Origin of the sequence: Burkholderia gladioli, assembly GCF_000959725.1 — a bacterium.
Lineage (GTDB): Bacteria > Pseudomonadota > Gammaproteobacteria > Burkholderiales > Burkholderiaceae > Burkholderia > Burkholderia gladioli.
In genome coordinates this window covers 4483561-4503394 of the sequence record NZ_CP009323.1, presented here as the reverse complement: position 1 = coordinate 4503394, position 19834 = coordinate 4483561, and the positions used below count along the sequence as shown (strand labels likewise).

General features: G+C 62.3%; 18 protein-coding genes and 1 pseudogene. 17 read left to right on the top strand and 2 right to left on the bottom strand.

What is annotated here, in order from left to right:
• Positions 1-21: 21 nt before the first annotated feature.
• The 14 genes from BM43_RS37770 to BM43_RS36635 all read left to right on the top strand — a co-directional run bounded on the left by BM43_RS37770 (position 22) and on the right by BM43_RS36635 (position 14395).
• Positions 22-1122, top strand: a complete 1101-nt coding sequence (locus tag BM43_RS37770) for an ABC transporter substrate-binding protein (protein WP_157693206.1) — start codon at positions 22-24, stop codon at positions 1120-1122.
• Between the two features lie 138 nt (positions 1123-1260).
• Positions 1261-2049: an ABC transporter ATP-binding protein gene (locus BM43_RS36695; protein WP_042285344.1), complete on the top strand. Its 789-nt coding sequence runs from the start codon at positions 1261-1263 to the stop codon at positions 2047-2049.
• On the top strand, positions 2039-2854 hold the full coding sequence (locus BM43_RS36690; protein ID WP_158380931.1) for an ABC transporter permease: 816 nt from the start codon (positions 2039-2041) through the stop codon (positions 2852-2854). The genes BM43_RS36695 and BM43_RS36690 overlap by 11 nt, the downstream gene beginning before the upstream one ends.
• An 11-nt stretch (positions 2855-2865) precedes the next feature.
• A complete protein-coding gene (locus tag BM43_RS36685; protein ID WP_157693204.1) occupies positions 2866-3672 on the top strand; it encodes an ABC transporter permease in 807 nt (268 codons plus the stop codon).
• Positions 3672-4478: an SDR family NAD(P)-dependent oxidoreductase gene (locus BM43_RS36680; protein WP_036050619.1), complete on the top strand. Its 807-nt coding sequence runs from the start codon at positions 3672-3674 to the stop codon at positions 4476-4478. The genes BM43_RS36685 and BM43_RS36680 overlap by 1 nt, the downstream gene beginning before the upstream one ends.
• A 39-nt stretch (positions 4479-4517) precedes the next feature.
• A complete protein-coding gene (metC, locus tag BM43_RS36675; RefSeq protein WP_042285349.1) occupies positions 4518-5723 on the top strand; it encodes a cystathionine beta-lyase in 1206 nt (401 codons plus the stop codon).
• Between the two features lie 87 nt (positions 5724-5810).
• Positions 5811-7304, top strand: coding sequence for an aldehyde dehydrogenase family protein (locus BM43_RS36670; protein WP_036050625.1), 1494 nt, complete (start codon positions 5811-5813; stop codon positions 7302-7304).
• Between the two features lie 359 nt (positions 7305-7663).
• Entirely contained in the window at positions 7664-10033 is a 2370-nt protein-coding gene (locus tag BM43_RS36665) for a TonB-dependent receptor (RefSeq protein WP_127841049.1), read from the top strand.
• A 9-nt stretch (positions 10034-10042) separates the two neighbouring features.
• Positions 10043-10687, top strand: a complete 645-nt coding sequence (locus tag BM43_RS36660; protein ID WP_052409188.1) for a MotA/TolQ/ExbB proton channel family protein — start codon at positions 10043-10045, stop codon at positions 10685-10687.
• Positions 10688-10720: 33 nt separating this feature from the next.
• Complete coding sequence (locus tag BM43_RS36655; RefSeq protein WP_036050628.1) at positions 10721-11125, top strand: ExbD/TolR family protein; 405 nt, start codon at positions 10721-10723, stop codon at positions 11123-11125.
• A gap of 3 nt (positions 11126-11128) precedes the next feature.
• Entirely contained in the window at positions 11129-11839 is a 711-nt protein-coding gene (locus tag BM43_RS36650) for an energy transducer TonB (protein WP_052710585.1), read from the top strand.
• Positions 11836-12654 carry a putative hydro-lyase gene (locus tag BM43_RS36645; protein ID WP_036050631.1) on the top strand — a complete coding sequence of 273 codons (819 nt, stop codon included), beginning with the start codon at positions 11836-11838 and terminating at the stop codon, positions 12652-12654. The genes BM43_RS36650 and BM43_RS36645 overlap by 4 nt, the downstream gene beginning before the upstream one ends.
• Positions 12655-12704: 50 nt before the next feature.
• On the top strand, positions 12705-13589 hold the full coding sequence (locus tag BM43_RS36640; RefSeq protein ID WP_036050633.1) for a phytanoyl-CoA dioxygenase family protein: 885 nt from the start codon (positions 12705-12707) through the stop codon (positions 13587-13589).
• Complete coding sequence (locus BM43_RS36635; RefSeq protein WP_036050636.1) at positions 13586-14395, top strand: SDR family NAD(P)-dependent oxidoreductase; 810 nt, start codon at positions 13586-13588, stop codon at positions 14393-14395. The genes BM43_RS36640 and BM43_RS36635 overlap by 4 nt, the downstream gene beginning before the upstream one ends.
• Positions 14396-14449: 54 nt before the next feature.
• On the opposite strand, the gene BM43_RS41145 is transcribed toward BM43_RS36635, so the two are convergent.
• Complete coding sequence (locus tag BM43_RS41145) at positions 14450-14863, bottom strand: hypothetical protein (protein ID WP_127841050.1); 414 nt, start codon at positions 14861-14863, stop codon at positions 14450-14452.
• 354 nt (positions 14864-15217) lie between these two features.
• Between BM43_RS41145 and BM43_RS36625 the strand changes: the two genes are divergently transcribed.
• A complete protein-coding gene (locus BM43_RS36625) occupies positions 15218-15643 on the top strand; it encodes a DUF3830 family protein (protein WP_036050642.1) in 426 nt (141 codons plus the stop codon).
• 300 nt (positions 15644-15943) lie between these two features.
• Here the strand turns inward: BM43_RS36625 and BM43_RS41480 are convergent, their stop codons facing one another.
• A complete protein-coding gene (locus BM43_RS41480; protein ID WP_155296523.1) occupies positions 15944-16105 on the bottom strand; it encodes a hypothetical protein in 162 nt (53 codons plus the stop codon).
• Between the two features lie 954 nt (positions 16106-17059).
• On the opposite strand from BM43_RS41480, the gene BM43_RS36620 reads away from it, so the two are divergent.
• Together BM43_RS36620 and BM43_RS39790 are read left to right on the top strand one after the other, a co-directional pair.
• Positions 17060-19195, top strand: coding sequence for a hypothetical protein (locus BM43_RS36620; protein ID WP_198399531.1), 2136 nt, complete (start codon positions 17060-17062; stop codon positions 19193-19195).
• 58 nt (positions 19196-19253) lie between these two features.
• Positions 19254-19775 (top strand): annotated as a pseudogene (locus tag BM43_RS39790) (transposase); the annotation flags it as partial.
• Positions 19776-19834 lie beyond the last annotated feature (59 nt).

Here is a 19834-nt window from a genome sequence, read left to right as displayed (position 1 = left end):
CCGCACGCTGCGCAGTGGACCATGAGCCAATCAATAAATGTCAATCAGCACGTGGAGGGGCCGGACGCCGGTCGCAACAATCCGGATAGCCGTCGGCGGTCGCTGCTTGCGGGCATCGGCGCGCTGTCGGTGCTAGGCGTCGGAGCGTTGTCGATGCACGTATTGCCGCGCATGAGTAACGAACGGAGCGCCGTCGCAGGGCATGCGCGCATCACCCATCAACTCGGGTGGCTCAACGGCGTGCAGTTCGGCGGCGACTTCGTCGCGATCGAACGCGGCTACTTCGCGCATCAGGGGCTGGACGTGCAATACACGGCGGGCGGCCCCGGCACCGACTACCGGATGCTGGTCGCCAGCGGCCGCTCGACGGTCAGCGAATCCAATCCCGCCGGGATGATCTCGGGCTATCTGCGCAAGCAGCCGCTGGTGGCCTTTGCCGCCGTGATGCAGCGCGACCCGAGCTGTTTCGTGAGTCTCGGCGAACGGCCCGTGACCTCGCTGCAGGACATGGTGGGCAAGATCATCGGTGTGCCGAACAGTATTCGCGGCCAGGTTGAAGCGCTGCTGCGGCGCGCGAAGATTGCGCCCGAGCGCGTCAAGCTGGTGCCGGTCGGCAACGATCCGACGCTGCTGGCCGCACGTCAGGTCGACGCATACTATGGCTGGGAGACCACGGCGGTGCCGCCATTGCGCCGCGCGCATCTGAAGCCGCACGTCCTGCGTTTCTCTGATCTTGGCTTTCGGGGCTACGGCCAGGTGCTGATGGCCCGCCAGGACACGCTCGACGATCACCACGACGAACTGGTGCGCTACACCCGCGCGCTGGTGCAGGGCTGGTCGTGGATGGTCCGTCATCCGCGCGAGACCGCCGAAATGGTGGTGCGCCGCTACGCGCCACCGGGCACGCTGCTCGACGAACAGCTCGAAGAAGCCGACATGATGATGAGCTATCTGACCACCGGCGACGCGATGAAACACGGCATGTTGTGGATCGATCCCGGCGTGTTCGAAGACAGCGTCGCGCTGGGCGTCGAGGCCGGCTCGATCCCCGCGGGCAGCCGGATCGACATCTCGAAGATCGTCACCCAAAGCGTGATTCGCGCCGCGCTCGATCAGGCCTGACGCCGCATTCGGGGTGGTGTCAAAACGGCGCGCGTGAGGCGCGGAATTGGCAACTGCGCCGCGCTTTTGTCCGCGTAGTCTTTCAACCGGACGTGCGACCCGTTCGCACGCCACGCTTGCAACGCATCTGGAGTGTTCATGGCTGGTTTGTCCATCAACGCCGTGTCGAAGTCGTTCGACGTCGGCGGTCAACCGTTCGTCGCGCTCGATCGGACGACGCTCAATCTGGCCCCCGGTGAGTTCGGTGCGCTGATCGGTCCGTCGGGTTGCGGCAAGTCCACCTTGCTGCGGATGGTCGCGGACCTGGTGGCGCCAACCAGCGGCTCGATCGCCATCGACGGCGCGCCGCCACGTACCGCGCGTCTGCGTCACGAAATCGGCTTCGTGTTTCAGGACGCAACGCTGCTGCCGTGGCGCTCGGTTCTCGACAACATCAGACTGCCGCTGGAAATGCTCGGTAAGGAGGGCAAGCGCGGCGCGCTCACGCCGGCTCAACTGATCGAACTGGTCGGACTCGGCGGCTTCGAGCATGCGCGGCCCGCGCAACTGTCGGGCGGCATGCAGCAGCGTTGCGCGATTGCGCGAGCGCTGGCGGTCGCGCCGCAAGTGCTGCTGCTCGACGAGCCGTTCGGCGCGCTCGACGAAATCACACGCTACAAGATGAACTTCGAACTGCTGCGGATCTGGGCGCAAACGGGCACGACTGCGCTGATGGTCACGCATTCGATCGAGGAGGCCGTGCTGATGGCCGATCGCATCTTCATTCTGGCAGCGCGTCCGGGCCGCATCGTGGAGACGGTGGAGGTAGATATCGAACGGCCGCGCCGGTTCGATCATCTCTGCACGCCGCGCTTTGCAGCGCTCGTCGATCAGGTGCGTCGCTCGTTGTTCGGTGATGCCGGACAGAGGTTCGATCATGCAGCCTGACCGAACCGCTCCGCGTGTCGGCGCTGCATTGTCCGGCTTCGCACCCTCAGTGCTTCAGGCAATCCCGCCGGTGCTACTGATTCTCGCGATTCTCGCGCTCGGGGAATGGGCCGCGCGTGCGGGCGTGTCGCCCGCCGCCTTGCCCGCGCCGTCGCAGGTGGCCCGAGCGGCCGTGCACGATGCGGGCGCGCTGGTCGAGCAAACGCTACCGACCTTGCTGGTCGCAATCTACGGCTGCATTGCCGCGACGCTCGTGTCCCTGCTGCTCGCGTTCGCCGTCTATGCGATCCGCGGCATCGAGACCACGGTCATGACCTGCGCGGCCGTGCTGAGCAGCATACCCATCATGGCCATCGCGCCGATGCTGCTCATCTGGATGGGGCCTTCGGTGATCACGCGAATCGCCATCACGGCAGTGATCTGCGTGTTCCCGATTCTGGTGTCGGTGGTGCAGGGGATCCGCGCGGTCGGCGAGCGGCTCGACGAACTGTTCGTCGTGATGGCGGCCAGCCCGTGGCAGCGCTTCACGCGGCTGGCGTTGCCCGTCTCCGTGCCGTATCTGTTCGTGGGCTTGCGGATCGCCGCGCCGCTGTCGATTCTCGGTGCGCTGGTCGCCGAATGGAACGGCGCGGACACGGGACTCGGCGTCATCATGATCAACGCCATGTTCAGCCTGCAGATCGACCGCCTGTGGACCACGGTCGGCGTCGCTTGCGCGGTGTCGCTGCTGGCTTACGGCTATGTATGCATGATCGAGCGGCTGGCGATCTCCGCCGATCGCGTCGTCAGGAAGGCTTCGGTATGAACGTACTCAAGATGAGCGGCGCGCCGCGCCAGATACCGCGACCCTGGCGGCAAGGCTCTGCTGCGTTGCGCGTCACGATGGAGCGCCTCGCGAACTACGGCGCGTTTCTGGTGGTAGCCGGATTAGTGTGGACAGCGGTCGTCGCGATCTTCCATCTGCCCGATTACCTGTTGCCGTCGCCGGCGCAGGCGCTCAACGCGCTGGTGGTACATGCGCATGTGGTGGCCTCGGCCGCGTGGCTGACCGTGTGGTGCACGGTGGTCGGCACGTTGGTCGCGATGGTCGTGGCGATCGGTTTCGCGCTGCTGTTCGTGCTGTCGCCGCTGGCGAGCCGCACGGTCACGCCGCTGCTGATCGTGATCCGCACCATTCCGATGATCGCGGTGACGCCGCTGATTATCGTGCTGTTCGGCCGCGACCGCTGGAACACGATCGGCATGGTGGCGCTGCTGACATTTTTCCAGGTGATGCTCGCCGCGAAGAAAGGCTTCGAAGCGCCGGGCGAGAACATGCTGGAACTGATGCGTACCTGCGGCGCGAGCTTTACGCAGACGCTGATCAAGGTGCGGCTGCCCTGCGCGATTCCCTACGTTTTCACGGGGCTTCGACTGGCCGCGAGTTCGGCGATCCTGTGCGCGATGTTCGCGGAGTGGCTGTCGGGCTCGCCCGGTCTCGGCACGCTGATGCTCGACGCCTACTCGCAACAGCAACTCGACCTGATGTGGGCCGCGATTCTGGTCAGCACCACAGTTGCCTACCTGTTCTTCACGCTGACGATTGCACTCGAACGCGCCGTACTCGACCGGAGCGGCACGTGATGAGCACGCTGCAGGCCGGTGTTCCGGCGCTAACGCTGCAAGGCAAGGTTGCACTCGTGACCGGCGGCACGCGTGGTGTGGGCGCGCAGATGGCGTATGCGCTAGCGGCTGCGGGCGCCCATGTCGCTGTGCTGGGGCGTGACGCTGGCGCGGGCGCGTCGGTGGTCGCCGGAATTCGCGAGAAGGGCGGCACGGCAAGCCTCGAAATCGCCGACGTCTCGGACAGTGCGCAGATGGAGCGCGCGGCGCACGCGGTGCTCGCAGAAAAAGGGCGCATCGACATTCTGCTTTGCGCGGCCGGGATCGCCACCGGCAAAGGGCCGGTGTGGCACCTGAGCGAAGCGGATCTGCGCACCTGTCTCGACGTCAACGTACTCGGCGTGTTGCTGGCGATCAAGGCCGTCATGCCGTCGATGATCGAACGCCGCAGCGGCCGGGTGATCGCGATCGGCGGCACCTACGGTCACAAGGGCGTGGCCGGATTCGCTGGCTATGCCGCATCGAAATGGGCGCTGCGTGGGCTGATCAAATCCGCCGCGCTCGATGCGGGCGCCTATGGTATCGGCGTCAATCTGGTGTCGCCGGGCGGTGTCGAAGGCGACCGGCTGACCGGGCTATTCGAGCGCTCGGCGTGTCACGAAGGTCTCACCTACGAAGCGGTACTCGAGCGCTTCACGTCGCGCACGGCGTTGCGCCGCCTCGTCAGTCCCGACGATATCGCGCGCGCCGTGCTGTATCTCGCCAGCGACGCATCCCGCATGATCACCGGCCAGGACCTCGTCGTCGATGCGGGGATGCTGGTCTGATCCACGCCGTTCCATCACTGTTTCCACTTCTACGACATCATGGATTCCGCTCAAGACCCGAAACCGTATAACGTCGACACTCGCGTGGTGCATAGCGGCCGCAATCCGGCCGGCTTTCACGGCGTCGTCAATCCCCCGGTGTATCACGCATCCACCTTCATCTTCGACAGCGTCGAGCAGTTGCTCGAGACGCGCCGCGACCGCGCGAGCGGCGCTTACGAAGGCTTCACCTATGGGCGCGAAGGCACGCCCACCACGCGCGCGCTCGAAGACGCCATCACGGAACTCGAAGGCGGTTATCGCGCCGTAGTGACGTCGTGCGGGCTGGGTGCGATTGCGGCGTCGTTGCTGGCGTATCTGTCGGCCGGAGATCATCTGCTGATCGTCGACAGCCTGTACGGTCCTGCACGGGCCTTCTGCGAAGAGACGCTGCGCAAGTTCGGCGTCGAGGTGACGTATTTCGATCCGAATCTGGGCGCGGATATCACATCGCTGTTCCAGCCGAATACGCGCGTCGTCTATCTCGAGTCGCCGTGTTCGCTGACCTTCGAAGTGGTCGATGTCCCGGCGATTGCGAAAGCCTGCCGTGCACGCGGCATCGTGTCGATCATGGACAACACCTGGGCGTCGCCGCTCGGTTTTCATCCGCTCAAACACGGCATCGATGTGTCGATCCATGCGGCCACCAAATATATCTCCGGTCACTCGGACCTGATGCTCGGCATCGCAGTGTGCACGGAAGAGGCCTTTATCCCGCTGAAGAAGACCGCTTCGGGCGCGGGGTACTGCGGTGGACCAGATGACGTCTATATGGCCCTGCGCGGACTGCGCACCTTGCCGATCCGGATGGAGCGCCACCAGCGCAGCGCGACGCGCATCGCGCAGTGGTTGCAGCAGCGTGCCGAAGTCGAACGCGTGATGTATCCGGCCCTGCCCGACGATCCCGGTCACGCCATCTGGAAGCGCGATTTCGAAGCCGCCTCGGGTCTGTTCGGGCTCGTGCTCAAGCCGTGCAGCGACGCGCAGTTCGCTGCGATGCTCGACAACATGTCGCTGTTCAAGATGGGTTATTCGTGGGGCGGCTACGAAAGTCTGGTGGTGCCGACCTACCCCGGCACACTGCGCACCGCGCGCCCGTGGCTCTCCGAGGGTCGCGGGCTGCGCCTGCATGTCGGCCTCGAACATTGCGAGGACCTGATCGAGGATCTCGAACGCGGCTTTGCCAGGCTTGCCGCGGGCGGGTAAGCCGTCGCCGCCCAGTCACATGTCGCGGCACGATGCGCCGCATCGTCCCTTACTGCCTGAACCTGCCAATCTGTTTACCGCACGCCCATGACCCTGAACGACGCAGCAAGCCAGACACCCGCATTTCTCGACGGACGCGTGAAGCCGATGCTGATCGGCGGCCAATGGGTGCAATCGCTATCCGGTAGGACTTTCGAGGCGCGCAATCCGGCGAACGGTGCGCTGCTTGCCACTATCGCCGAAGGCGACAGCGCCGATATCGACCGTGCGGTGCACGCCGCGCGAAGCGCTTTCGACGGTCCATGGCGCACGATGAAACCGGATGAGCGGCAGATGATCCTGCTGCGTCTCGCTGATCTCGTCGAGCGTCATTTCGACGAACTGAGCCTGCTCGACACGCTCGATATGGGCGCGCCTTTGCGGCATACGCGCGGCAGCAAGCGGCATATGCTCGGCCTGTTGCGCTACTTCGCCTCGATGGCGGTCTCGTTGTACGGACAGACGGCCAGCACCTCGCTCGGTGGCGATCTGTTCGCCTGCACGCTACGCGAGCCGGTCGGCGTGGTGGGCGCGATCGTGCCGTGGAACGGTCCGTTGATGGCCGCGATCTGGAAGACCGGACCTGTGCTCGCGACCGGTTGCACGCTGGTGCTCAAGCCCGCCGAAGATGCCTCGCTGACGCCATTGCGCTTCGGCGAACTGCTGCTCGAAGCGGGCGTGCCGGAAGGCGTCGTGAATATCGTGCCGGGATTCGGCACGACCGCAGGTGCGGCGCTGGCTGCGCACCCGGATGTGGACAAGGTGTCGTTCACGGGTTCGCATGTGACCGGGCAGCAGATCGTTCGGGCATCGGCGGGCAACCTCAAGCGGCTGTCCCTGGAGCTTGGCGGGAAGTCGCCGAACATCGTGTTCAGCGATGCAGATCTCGATCGCGCCGCGCCCGCAGCAGCGATCGCCGCGTTTGCGAACGCGGGGCAGATCTGTAGCGCGGGCACGCGGTTGTTCATCCAACGGCCCGTCTTCGACGAATTCGTCGAAGCGGTGTCGCGCGCTGCGCGTGCGTTGCAGGTGGGTGACGGGCTCGACGCAACAACCGATATCGGGCCCCTCGTGTCGGCAAAGCAACTCGATCGTGTGACCGGCTATCTGCGCGCGGGCAAGGAGGAGGGCGCGCGGGCGATGACGGGCGGCGCGCGGCTCGACGACGACGCGCACCGCAATGGCTTCTTCGTGCCGCCGACCGTGTTCACCGATATTCGCGACGGGATGCGGATCGCGCAGGAAGAAATCTTCGGGCCGGTCGTGGCTGCGATTCCGTTCGATACCGTCGACGAAGTGGTGGCCCGTGCGAATGCCACGCCGTACGGTCTCGGCGCGGGCGTCTGGACGCGCGATGTAGGCCGCGCGCATGCGATTGCGCCGCGCATCCGCTCGGGTTCGGTGTGGGTCAACTGCTACAACACGATGGACCCGTCGATGCCGTTCGGGGGCTACAAGATGAGCGGCTACGGACGCGAGTCCGGCACGCAGCAACTCGACGACTATCTGAACACCAAGGCGCTGTGGATCCGTCGCGAGTGAGCGACCGCTAAGGCTTCCTGTGCGATGCGTGGCCGAACGGGCATAACGCATCGCTTTCCATGGCTTTTCACCCTGACGGCGACGCTTTGCGCGGCGCTGCACCGGCACGTCGCGAGCATGCCGTACACAGCGGAGACGACGCAACGCAATGTGTCCCGCGTCCCGAAAAATGCACGGCGAGGCGTAGCCACTTATGCGCCGGCGGCTCAAGAAAAAAGCACTCCTGGCACGCAAATTGGCCCGATACATTAAGCCTCAAGGAATGCATGTATCGACCGGTCCAAAGCAAACCCGACGGGCGCAATGCTGATCGACAGCGAGCCGCCCATTAACAACTTACGCGTTATCAGGGGTCTACGTTGAAACGGAAAACAGTCCTCACATGGATGGTGGTGGGTGCCGCCATTCCCCCGAGCGTCTACGCTCAGACCGCGCCGGCCGCAGGCAGCGGCGACACGACCGATATCGGTCGCGTCAGCGCAACCGGTTCGGGTGGTAAGGCGGCATCGACGGTCAATGGTCCGTCGGCGACGGGTGTGACACGCAAGGAGATCGGTGGTGGTCTGATCGTCGACGAAGATGTGCCGAAGTCGAAAAGTTCGGTGACGCGCGACTTCATCCAGAAGCAGCAGCCGTCGGCAGACGTGTTCCAGATTCTCAAGTACTCGCCGGGTGCAAACGCAGCCGCCGGCGATGCGTACGGCCTCAATCAGGGCGTGATTTCCGTGCGCGGCCTCGAAGGCGGCCAGATGGGTTTCAACTTCGAAGGCATGCCGCTCAACGTAGCATCGAACTGGTCGGTCTTTCCGGGCGAATGGATCGATACAGAAAACACCGACGTGGTGACGCTGAACCAGGGCACCCCGGACCTGTCCTCGCCCGACGTCAACGCAACCGGCGGCGTGGTGGACCTGTTCCTGCATACGCCATCGCATGAACGCGGCGGGTTGGTCGATATGTCGTATGGCACGGACGCGGCGCGACGCGTGTTCGCGCGGCTCGAAAGCGGCGATATCGGCGATACCGGCTTGCGCGGTTTCATCTCGTTCTCGCATATCGACGCGAATCATTTTCGCGGCCCGGGCAAGGACCGCAAGGACCATGTGGATATGGGCGTCGTCAAGGACTGGGGCGGCGGCAGCATGACCAAGTTTGCGCTGACGTATTCGGAGATCGTGCGCGACACGTACAAGAATCCGACGCTTGCGCAGTACAGCAGGGACCGCGGCATGGGTTCCGCATCGAACTATGCGCCGACCTATGCATCGGGCGGCACGAGCTACTATCAGCTCCTGAAGAACCCGTGGCGCAACCTGCTGGTGTCGGTGCCGTCGACCTTCGTCGTGAACGAGGCGACGCGAGTGACGGTCACGCCGTATGTGTTCTACGGCTACGGTGCCTCCGGTTCGGCCACGACGCTTAACGAAAGCTCGGTGGGCTTCGGCAATACCGTTCAGGCGGTGGACCTCAATAACAACGGCACGGTCAACGATCGCAGTGTGCTGGTCTATAACCCGATTCTCGAGAGCAACGTGCGAGCAGGCGTGACGGCCAAAGTCGATTACACGATCTCGAATCACGAACTTGTGGCGGGCGCCTGGTTCCAGCACTCCACGGACCATCTGTATCGCCCGTATAGCTATGCGAACAGCGACGGCACGGCGGTGGATTATCGCGGCAGCTCGAATCAGATCCGACTTTCCAACGGCCAGGTGATCAACGGTTGGGACCAGGATACACGAGACAATTTTGGTGCGCTTTTTGTCGGTGATACCGTCAGCTACCTCGGTGAGCGGTTGAAGTTCGATGCAGGCGTCAAACAACTCTGGATGCAACGCAAAGGCATCAACGGCGTGCCAAGCACCGTGACCGAAACGGAAGCCACGCATTGGGCCACTTTGCCGACCTTCGCCGTGCGCTTCACGCCGGCCGACGGTCATCAACTGTTTGCGGGTGTCTCGACAGGCTACCGGATCCTGCCAGCAGGTTCGCTCTATCCGCGCTACAACGCGACGACGGGCGCCGTCTCGACCCAGGCACAGCCGAACCAACCGTCGGAAAGGTCGGTGTCGTTCGAACTGGGTTATCGCTTTCATGGACCGATTTTCACGACGTCAACCACGCTTTTCCGTTATGACTTCAAGAATCGCCAGATCTCGTCGACCGTGTGCGATCCGGGCTGCTACAGCTCGCCGATCAACGGCGGGCGCCAGAGCGGCGAAGGCGTGGATTTCGAAATCGGTCTGCGTCCGTTTCACAACTTCCGTCCGTATGCGTCGTTCGAATATCTGCACACTGAGATCAAGGACGATATCGCCACTTCCGGCACGACCTTGCCGACGAGCGGCAAATCCGCCGTGCGTTCGCCGAAAGTGCAGGCCGCCTTCGCGGTCGATTACGACGATGGCCGCTGGTTCGGCAATCTGGGCGTCAAATATGTCGGCTCGCAATACTCGACGTTCATGAACGACGAAAAGATCCCGTCCTATACGACGATCGACACGACGATGGGTGTCCGTCTGCCCAGCACGCGTTTCCTGAAGAAGCCGGAAATCCGCGTCAACGTGCTGAACCTGCTCAATCGCCATTATCTGTCGGGTGCCTATAGCGTGACCACCAACGCGAAGGCCACCACCGCCGATAACGGCGCGACGATTGCCGGCAGCTCGCCGACTTACCTGGTGGGCAACGGTGTTACCGCAGTCCTGACTTTTGCAACAGCCTTCTGAAGGAACGTCATGTCGATCAACCGAGAATTCCTGCACGCCGCTTCGATCAACCTGCTGTACGTGGGGCTGGTTCTGCTCACGTTCGTGATTGTCGAACGGCTGGTCTATTACGTCTATCTGACTATACAGCGCGCGCGCATCGCGAAAGCGATCGCCATCGCGGTGGAAGCCTGTCCAGGCTATCCGCAGCCGCAGATCGAACCGGCCGCTGACGTGATGACGCGTTCGATGTCCGAGTACATCGACGCGCAAAAGGGCGGCGAGTTGCCGCGCGCACGCATCGAAGACCTGTCTTCGGCGCTGTACCTGCGGGTGGACGGCCGGATAAATCGCGGCTTGTGGATTCTCGATACGATCGTCACGGCGGCACCGCTGCTTGGTTTGCTCGGCACGATTCTCGGCATCATGGACACCTTCAACGCGCTGTCGGCCGGTGGTATTTCGGACCCTGGCGCGGTGAGTCGCGGCATCGGTTCGGCGCTGTTCGCCACGGCGATCGGGATCGGCACGGCGCTGTATGGCTTGCTCGGACACAACGTCCTGCACCGGATCGGCGAGCGTCTGACCGACCACTTCAAGGTGTTTCTGCTGGAAACGACGCTATCAGGCCAGGTGCAGCGCCGCGAGATGCTCGCCCAGCGCGCTGCCGCCTGATCGCCAATCTCGCCGAGCCGACGGAGTGTTCTTATGAGGCAGTTTCCGCAGCGTCGCGAACGCAAAGCACGCATCGAAATCATTCCGATGATCGACGTGATGATGTTTCTGCTCGCGTTCTTTGTATTGATCAGCATGAACGTGTTGCCCGCACTCGGACTGAAAGTGTCGCTGCCGAGTTCGGCGAGTCCCCAGAAGATCGACGAGCAGAAGCGCATCACGCTGACCATCGACAACGACGGTCATCTGCAGGTGGACGGCAAGCCCACCGAAGTGCCGCAGCTCGCCGCTGTGTTGCGCGCCGAAGCGGGTAACGACAAGCCGAGCGTCATCATCGCGGGGGATGGCCGCTCGAATCTCCAGGTGCTGGTGGATGTACTCGACCAACTGAAGGATGCGGGTCTGCCGGCCGCATCGATCATCGCGAAGGCGAAGTAAGCGATGCGCGCCGATCCGATGGAGCGCGTCAGTCACGGTACGGCGCTGGCGGCAGTGGTCGCTGTGTCGATCGCGATGAGTCTGGTCGCCTCGAAAATCCCGCTGCCCGAGCGCGTCAAGCCGAAAGAGCAGGAGTTCGTGGTGGCGCTTCAGGCGCCAGCCGAACCTGTGCATGCGGAGCCGCCCAAGCCGGTGCCACCGCCGCCGGCCAGGACACCGCCGCCGCCCAGGCCGGTACCGCCACGGCCTACGCCTGCGCCACTGCATGCGAGCACCGCGCCGACGCCGGTCGCAGCGCCGAAGCCGGTAGCCGTGCCGGTTACGCCGCAGCCGGTCACGCCGCCCAAGGCCGTTGCGCCCGATCCGACGCCTGCACCGGTCCCTACGCCCGCGCCGCCGCCTGCGAACAACGTGGCGCTGGAGACGACCTTCGTCGGCAAGCTGCGCACGTATATCCGTTCGATGACCGAGTACCCGACCTCGGGGGAAGCGCGCCGGTTGCGACCCGAAGGCGTGGTTGTGGTCCGCTTTACGTTGAGCCGCTCGGGAGCGGTCCAGGACGTCGATGTCGAGCACAGTTCGAATTCGCCGATTCTGGACAGGCAGGCGGTCGCGATCGTAAAGCGCGGCACCTATCCCGCGATCCCGTCCGACGCCTGGCGAGGAGAAGACGCGCACACATTCACTGTCACGCTGGATTTCGTCGCGCCATGAGTACCACTCAGACCAAAGATCTGTCGTTCGACACGCCGGTAGCCCTGCGGCGTGCGATCCGTGAAGGTCGTTATCGCGGCTTCACGAATCTGCACGCGCAGGAGTACGTGCAAGGCAATCTGATGATCGTGCCGGCCGATCATGCTGACCCTTTCGAGGCATTCTGCCGCGCGAATCCGCAGGCGTTGCCGCTACTCGGACGTTCGGAAAGGGGCGTGCCGTTCATTGCGTCGCTGGGTGCCGAGCTGGATTTGCGTACCGATGTGGGCGGCTACACGGTGTTTCGCGATGGCGTAGCAGTGGAGACGCCGGTGTCGATCGTCGAGCACTGGCGCGACGATCTGGTGGCGTTCGTGCTCGGTTGCTCGTTTTCGTTCGAAACCTTGCTGCGCAATCACGGCGTGACGCTGCGTCATCTCGACGAAGGCAATGTATCGGCGATGTACGTTACGTCGCTTCCGACGATTGGCAGCGGGCCGTTCGGTGGTCCGCTGGTGGTTTCGATGCGGGCGCTTTCACCGGCCGACGCGATCCGCGCGACGATGGTCTCCGCCCGTCATCCGATGTTTCATGGCGCGCCGGTGCATATCGGCCTGCCGGAGCTGATCGGCATCGACGATCTCGCGCAGTCGTATGGTGGACACGGTTTGACCGCATTGCGCGCCGACGAACTGCCAGTTTTCTGGGCTTGCGGCGCAACTGCGCAACTCGCAGCAATGCATGCCCGCCTGCCGTTTTGCATCACCCATTACAAGGCGCACATGGTCGTGACCGACGTGCGTATCGACGACCTCGTTGCATCGCCGCTGATCTGAGATCAAGGGTCTCAGGTCTGAACCGGCGACATCGTATTCAAGGACATAAATTGACTTCCGATCTATTCGACACTGCTTTTGCACAGTATCAGGCTCACGGGTACGCGATCGTGCCCGGCTTGCTGGACGCGACGCTGACCGCATCGCTGCGCGCATTGACCGACCGGCTGATGAACGACGCCGTCGACGACGGCGACAGGAACGCCGTGTTCGATTTCGAGGAGGGTTTCGACGGCGGCAAGCCGACCGTGCAGCGAATCAAAAAGCCGCATCGCGTCGATCCATTTTATTTCGAACTGGCGAAGCATCCTGAGCTGGTCGCGTTCGTGCAGCGCATCGTCGGGCCCGGTGTGCGTCTGAACCACAGCAAGATCAACGTGAAAGCCGCGCGCATCGGTTCGTCGCTGGAATGGCATCAGGACTGGGCGTTTGCGCCGCATACGAACATGTCGACCTGCGTGGCCTCGGTGATGATCGACGATGCGTCGGTCGAGAACGGCGCGATGCAGGTGTTGCCGGGCAGTCATCGCGGGCCGCTGTATCGCCATCACGACGCGAACGATCGCTTCGTCGGCGCGATCGATCCGTCGACGCCGGGTCTGGATTTTTCGGCGGCGGCCTCGTTGACCGGCACAGCGGGCACGGTGGCATTCCATCATCCGATGACGATCCACGGCTCGGGTCTGAACCGCTCCGGCTCCCACCGCCGCATCCTGTTTCTCGAGTTCGCGGCGATCGACGCGTGGCCGCTGTTCTATCACGTCGAATGGAATGAATACAATTCGCGGATCGTCGCGGGCGAGCCGTCGAGCACGGTGCGCGTGGAGGCCAATCCGTTGACGCTGCCGTTCCCGAGCGAAGCGGGCAGTTCGATCTACAAGACGCAATCGATGGTGCGCTCGCGCTTCTTCGATACGGCGGCGACAGCATCATGAGCACGTCTGCCGCAACGCAGGGCGAGCCGATGCCGGTCGCGTTCGTCACCGGTGCATCGAGCGGCACCGGCCGCGAGATCGCCGAACAGTTGGCGCAAGCCGGATACCTTGTCGCATTGGCGGGACGCAAGCTCGATGAACTTGACCGGACGGCGACGCATATCGCGGCGAAGGGCGGCGAGTCGCGCATATTCGCTTTCGATATCCGCGACGAAATCGCGACCGCCGAAGCGATCGACGCGTTTCTCGTCTGGTCCGGGCGGCGTATCGATGTGCTGGTGAATGCGGCAGCGATTCCCGGCCCGGTCGAAGTGCCGATCGGAAAGCTGTCGCTGGCCGAATTCGACGCGATGCTCGACACCAATCTGCGCGGTCCGTTTCTGACGATGTCGCATCTGTTGCCGGTGATGATCGGGCAGAAACATGGCCGCGTCATCAATATCGGTGGCAACCACGGGATGCGTGGACGCGCGGGACGGGTTGGCTACTCGTCGTCCAAATGGGGGTTGCGGGGCCTGACGCGGTGCGCGGCGCTCGAAGCGGGGAGTGCGGGCGTGACGGTCAATTATATTGCGCCAGGTCCGATTGCGGTCGAGCGGATGAAGCGCAATTGGGCCGAGCGCGCGCGTCGCGATGGAATCGACGATGCGACGGCAGTGCGTCGCTACACCGCTGAAATGGGACCGGCACTGGGCCAGTTGAACGAGCCTGCCGACATCGCTGCGATGGTGCTGTTTCTGGCAGGTGAAGGCGGCCGGAACATCACCGGACAGGAACTCGTGATCGACGGTGGAATCGTTGTTTAACAGCAGGCGTCCCGGCAGATGTGCGGGGACGCAATGCTAACGCGGCCGCCGGTATCAGCGTGAAGCGGCGACGCCGAAGTCTGCGGCAATTCGCAGTTGCAGCACCAGAATATCGGTATCCAGTGTGGCCTCGGTGCTGTCCGTGTATGGGTAAGTGCGCGATTGCAGCACCGTGTCCGATGCCGCGTCGATCAGATTGATTCGGGCGATCCCGCGATGCGCGTCGAGTGCGAACAACTGCTCGCCGAGTGTAGGAGACTCTTCAATAAAACGCGCCAGCGACAGATAGACTTTCTGATCGCGGGGAAGGCGCAGGCGCGAGCGGCTCGCAGTGCGTTGCGATGCCGTTCCAGAAGCAGGTTCGACGCGGCAGTCGAGACCGGCGAGGGCATTTTCAATCAGGCTGACGATCTCTGCGTGAGGGGTTGAAGACCCGGAAGCGTCGAACTGGAGTCGAATGGTTTTCATTTGATACTTTGGATGCCGAATGACAGTTGGTAGTTTCTATTCTTGCCGAAAAATATTCGACGATCCAATGTTTTTGTCCCGTATCGAAGATGAAAAGAAAGATGAGTGAAGTGATGATTTCAGCGCGAGTTCGTACCGTGCGATACGGTGCCGATCGCGTGCTTTGTTTGAGATCGTGCCGTTGCGGACGCACGGTTTACCTAGCTCAACTGCTTTTACCAAGCGCGGCGGTCAACGCGACGTGCGGTCCACTGTCCACTGCGTCGCTTGGCAGATGGCCCATCTTCCTCGCACACACTTCAGGGATGCCGTGCCGGACTGTGAAAAGCGCTAACTACTAGAGGAGAAATGGGAATGGCACGAGTACGTATCATCGCAGCAGGATACATGTTTGAAGCCGAGACACATCCGGATGCGCCGGAAACCGTCAAGGCGTTCTTGTCGCTGCTGCCTTACAGACAGAAGCTGATACATGTCCGATGGAGTGGCGAAGGATGCTGGGTCCCGCTGGGCGGATACCAACTCGAAAACGACGGCAAACCTGTTGGATTCGAGAACCATACAAGTCATCCGTCAGTTGGCGATGTGTTGTTCTACCCCGGCGGCTATAGCGAGGCGGAGATTATAATGGCGTACGGTCCCTGCGTGTTCTCGAGCAAGATGGGACAACTTGCTGGTAATCATTTCCTAACGATCGTGAAGGGTAAGGAACAGTTGCGGCCCTTCGGCCTTAAGATCCTGTGGGAAGGTGCACAGGAGGTGTTGTTCGGGTTGATGTAAAAACTCTTTGTTGGATCGTGAGGCTCGCGGTGCTCGTGATCGTGACACCGACTGAAAAACCAAGTGCTAAAGTTCTGTAACCTAGAGGAACGGGGGCATTGATAAGGCGAATCCCGAAAACGGCCTGCACGGGGGCTTCGAGTAGGCAGTCAAGCTAGCGTTGAGCGCCGTTGTATCACGGGCCCGTCGAAATCCCGGTGACGGGCATCGACAATCGCCGCTGCACCCTGTCAAGACTATCGGCAAACGGAAAGATCTCGGACGCTGCTGCGTTCAGTTCGGAAAACGACGGGCAACCGGCTATCTGGGGAGTTCGCGGATGCAAGCGGTGGCGTCGTCGCGCCATCGCAGCACGACGGTGAGGAAGACATCGAAGGTTGCCTGAACACCTTTGAACGCAAAGCGCCAACCAGAGCGCGTTGCCTCGGGCGATATCGGGCGGCGCATGAACCGTTCATCCATCTGATAGTGCCATCCGCGTCAACTGGACCGCGCCCTCGCAAGCTTCGATCAAAGCGTTCAGCGCCCGAACCGCTGCCGCCCCTGAGAAGGTATTCCAAATGGAAGTTTTTTATCGCGCTGATCCGAGCGCATGCCCATTGCGTAATCGCGTCACTCAGGTACTCCGGACCGTTATCGCACCATATCGCCGCTGGTTTTCCACGCCAACCAGTGATTTGCTCCAGGGCCCCTATCACACCAGACGGTAGCGAGAAGTTAATCTCGATACCCAATGCTTCTCGGTGAAATCGTCTCTCACCTTGAGCAGCCTGATGCTACGAGCGTCCTTTAACTGGTTATGCATGAAATCCACCTACCACACTGCGTCCATCGACGCCGATGCAGCCATCGGCTCCTAGGCCCCGCGCACAAGCCGCTTGCGCGGCTTGATGCGCAGATTCAGTTCGAGCTCGCGTTAGATGCGGTAGATCCTCTTATGGGTCCACCCGAACCGCTTCACAGGCTACTCTGCTTGAGTAATCTGAGCGCAATCAGGAACGCAGGAATGCGTGGCGCGCAACCTGATCGATGAGGGTCCCGCGCAGCGCTGCGGGGCATGGAGATCGGCGCTGCTTCGGGGACTTGCGACGGGGAGTAATCGGCCACTTCACTGTGAGTACCGTGCGGCCAGGGGTGGCGGCCGTGGTAAATTGCGTGAAGCAATAGTTGAAGAATTCCTGCCCCCGCGCGTGGCCGAAGCGGTTGACCGGATGTCTTGGCGGCTCGTTTCCAGTGTGGATTTCGCCTGAAGCGCCGCGGTTACGCTATCTGCCCGTGCGAGTGGGAAGGCAGCCACTATTCAGACCGTTCCAAGTCGGGCGACTGGCGCGAAGGCGTAAGAATTGGTTGGCGCCGATGTACACCGTAATTGCATGCCTCCCGAGCTAGGGGGAGCGTTTTTCTAGGAAATTCAAAATGATCGACGACTCGGACGGCCAAATCCAAAACGGGAATATGCGGGTGTGGTTCCGGCTGGTTGTACAGGCTGCGTTGCTGATAGCGATAGCGAATGTGGCTTCGGCAGCAGGCTCGCCGGCTGCAGTGTCGGCTTCTCCGCCTGAGTGCGTAGCTGGGTCCCCCAACGGTCCGGTGTTTATAACCGGCGACTGTGTCGACCCGCTGTTGGACAAACCCTACATCGATGTCAAACGGCCTCAAACCGTTACGGATTTGACCACAGGTCTCACGGTCAGTTACCTATATGTCCACGGCGGCTTCAGCGGAACCAACGTCCGTTTCTCCTTTTACTTTCCGGCCGCGGAGAAGTATCAGCGCCGCTTCTTTGAAACCACTTATCCGACCATTGTCCGAGAGGACGCTGCCTTGGGCTGTCCGGAGGTAGGGACCTCGGTCTGCTCAGTCGTGTTCGCCATTTCCAACGGGGCCTATGTTGTGTCCACAAATAACGCCGGGGGGCCCGCTGCTGGCGGCGTGCTGGCGGCCTACCGGGCCAACGCGGCGGCCGCCAAATATTCCCGCGTTGTCGCTCAGCAGCTTTACGGCAGTTCGGCGCGACCCCGTGGCTATCTCTACGGCGCGAGCGGGGGCGCCTACCAGACCGTAGGGTCGATGGAGAACACCGATGGTGTATGGGATGGCGCTGTGCCCATGGTTTTCGGCGTGCCGAACGCCATTCCGAGCTTCATGACCGCACAGCTCCTGGCGCTGCGGGTGCTGGCGGACAAGTTGCCACAGATCGCCGACGCCATGGCGCCGGGTGGCAGTGGCGATCCTTATGTGGGTTTGAGCGCGAAACAACAAAGCGTTCTGAAGGAGGTAACCCGGCTTGGACATCCCCTTAGAGGGTGGTGGCAGTACAGCACGCTTAACGGAGGAGGATTCCTGGCTGTGCAAGGCGTAGTGCGATCCATGGACCCAACTTACGTTGAGGACTTCTGGACCAAGGATGGCTACGAGGGGCACGAACCCTCGGTTCAGGCGGCACGGATTCAATACGATACGGTGGTTACCAGCGTCGAGGGTTCGACCGCGCTAGTTTTGGCCAATGTTCTTCCTGCTGGCGCCCTGACCATGGCGGATCTATCGATCACCAGTGGTCCGAAAGCCGGCGAGTCGGTCCAGATCATGAGGGCGGCCGGCAATACCGTGAAACTCAGCGCAAATCCAGGAATTACGCCCGGAACCAAAGTGCGACTTGACAACTCCTGGCTGATCGCACTTCAGTACTACCATCGTCATCAGATCGGCGCACCCGATGAATATGGCTGGGACCAGTACCGAAGCGCGGATGGGGCTCCCCTCTATGCGCAGCGTCCGCTTCTGGTTGGTCCTCTGCTCGCCGCCAGCAGCGCCGGGGCGGTGCCCAACGGGCACTTTTACGGAAAGATGATCATGGTGGAGTCAACCATGGACGTATCGGCCTATCCATGGTCAGCCGATTGGTATCGCCATCGGGCACAAGCCGCTCGAGGAGGGGCGTTCGCCGATAGCTACCGCCTGTGGTTTATGGATCACGCCGATCACGGGCCGGATCTTTCGGGATACGAGGCCGGTGTGGGTTTCGCGGGTATCCCGCGCGCTGCGAACCACATCGTGGGCTATCTCAGCGAAGTTCAACAGGCTCTTCTCGACCTCGACGAATGGGTCGCCAACGGTGTGCAGCCCCCGCCGAACACTGAATATCACATCGATGCAGACAATCAGGTCCGGTTGCCCGCGACGGCAGCGGGACGCGGTGGGATTCAGCCGGTCGTGATACTGACTGCCATGACGTCAGCAGGTAGCCTGCCCAGCAGGAGAGTCGAAGCCATGGCCGGCCGCCCCGTGATATTGGCCGTGAAAGCCCAGGTGCCGCCAACGGCTGGAAAGATCGTCAAGGTGGAGTGGGACTTCGAAGGTAAGGGCAGCTTTACGGACAACAGTCCACTGCCCGACGGGCGCACGGAGATCAACCTGGAAGCGACTTACGTATTTTCCAAGCCCGGCGTCTATTTCCCCGTTGTCCGAGTCGCATCTCAGCGCGATGGGGAGACGACCACGCCGTTTGGACTAGTCCAGAACATCGCTAGCGTCAGGATTGTCGTCCATTAGAGAGCGAAAGATCCTATGCCGGACGGGGCTACGGAACCCGCACGACGCTGATCGTAAAATGAGCCGTGTGGCCGTTACTCAAGGAGAGGATCAGGCAAACACCATGACGCATTCGGAAGCGCTCGTGCTGGCGGTATCGCTGGAACTGGCTGCGGCGAAGTGGAAGGTGGCGTTACATGACGGTTGCCGCGACAGCCCGGCCGTACACACGGTAGCGGAGCCACAAGCCGCATCCCGTCTGCATGCGGTGCTGACGTTGATCGGGCAGCAAAGGGAGAAATGGGCACTGCCGACGGATGCACGAGTCGTCGTCAGCTATTGGGCTCGCGGGATCGAATGTCACGTCGTCGATCCTGCGAGCATCCCATTTGAACGCCACAAACGGCGCGAGAAGACTGACCGGCTCGATGCAATCAAACTTGTCATCAGTCTGCGTGCCTGGTTGCGCGGCGAACGCGACCTGATGCAGGTGATCCGGGTGCCATCGGCGCAGGACGAAGCATCTCGCCATCTGATGCGCGATCGCGGGCGACTTCAAGAGGAAGTCCTCCAGCACCGTGACCGCATGCGCAAGCTTCTCACTTGTGCTTCGTTCATGTCGACCACCATCATCCTGATGATGATCGACCCGACACGCCG